We start from the raw sequence: 1,264 nt of genomic DNA on the forward strand, positions 1-1,264 counted from the left end.
GTCACGGGGTGGGCTGTACGCGGGCGGGTCCCGGGGATCCGGCTACAGGGCGAGGCCCAGGCGGACGGGTTCTGCGCTCCCGGGCACGGGGCGGCCGCGCGCAGGCGGATTTCGCGGTCCCGTCACGGGGTGAGCCGCGCGCGGACCGGTCCTGCGGTTCCGGCTACGGGGTGAGCCGTATGCGGCCGGACTCCACGCTCCCGGCTACTGGGCCAGCCGTACCCGGACCGATTCGCCGCCCGCGGCCGCCGCGCCCGAGGACGTCGACCAGCCCCCGTCCGCCTCGCCCGCGCGCCACACCCGGTCCCCGAACGCGACCTCCGCGATGCGCAGCGTGTCCGCCCGCGCCACCGCCCACTGCGCCAGCTCCCAGCCGCGCCGCTCGTCCGAACCGGCCCCCGGCGCGCTCCCCACGCCCGTCGCCGCCCGCACCGGCACCACGAGCACCGGCGGCTCCGCGGCCGAACGGCCCGCGCTCGGACCGCCCGTCACCGCCTTCGGCGCCGCCTTCTCGCCGAAGGCCCGCACCAGCTCCTCGCGCACCTGCTCCGGATCGCCCGGCCGGCCCTTCGCCATGCTCGTCGTACAGGTCAGCGCCGCCGGCGACCGGCCCGTCAGCGCGGCCGAGAGCAGCGCCGCGTCCGGCTCGTGCTTCGCGTACGCCTGCGGGAAACCGCTCCGCTGCACCTTCTGCGCCGCCACCGTCAGCGGCAGCCGCGAGTACCCCGGGACCTTCTCCAGACCCTCGTAGAACTTCCCCGCCGAGTACACCGGGTCCATGATCTGCGCCTCCGTCCCCCAGCCCTGCGAGGGCCGCTGCTGGAAGAGCCCCAGCGAGTCCCGGTCGCCGTGCTGGATGTTCCGCAGCCCCGACTCCTGCAGCGCGGTCGCGAGCGCGATGGTCACGGCCCGCTCCGGCAGCCCCCGGGTGGTGCCCACCGCCGAGATCGTCGCCGCGTTGGACGCCTGCTCCGGAGTGAACTCGTAGCGGTTGTCCCCGCTGCCCACGCTGCATCTGGGCGCGCCCGTGCTCCCCGTCATCTGGTGGACGGCCACGTACGCGGCGAGGCCGAGGAGCACGGTGAAGGCGGCCGCGGAGCGGGCGAGGCGGCCGCGACGGCGGGGGCGGGTGGGCTCGGACACGGGGCCCACCGTACTGGAGGCCGAGTTAGGGTCGGCACATGGCAGACATCACCCCGCTCGACGGCCCCCTCGACCTCTCCCTGGACGGGGCCGCGCTCACCGCCGCCCTCGTCGACTTCCG

The 1,264-nt window shown here is 76.3% G+C and carries 1 protein-coding gene; it reads right to left on the reverse strand.

Going from position 1 to position 1,264, the window contains the following annotated elements:
- Positions 1 to 204 precede the first annotated feature (204 nt).
- Positions 205 to 1,152, reverse strand: a complete 948-nt coding sequence (locus tag CCN56_RS39390) for a hypothetical protein (RefSeq protein ID WP_086832401.1) — start codon at positions 1,150 to 1,152, stop codon at positions 205 to 207.
- Between the last annotated feature and the right edge of the window lie 112 nt (positions 1,153 to 1,264).

This window comes from Streptomyces sp. NRRL B-24572 (assembly GCF_002156145.1).
Lineage (GTDB): Bacteria > Actinomycetota > Actinomycetes > Streptomycetales > Streptomycetaceae > Streptomyces > Streptomyces vietnamensis.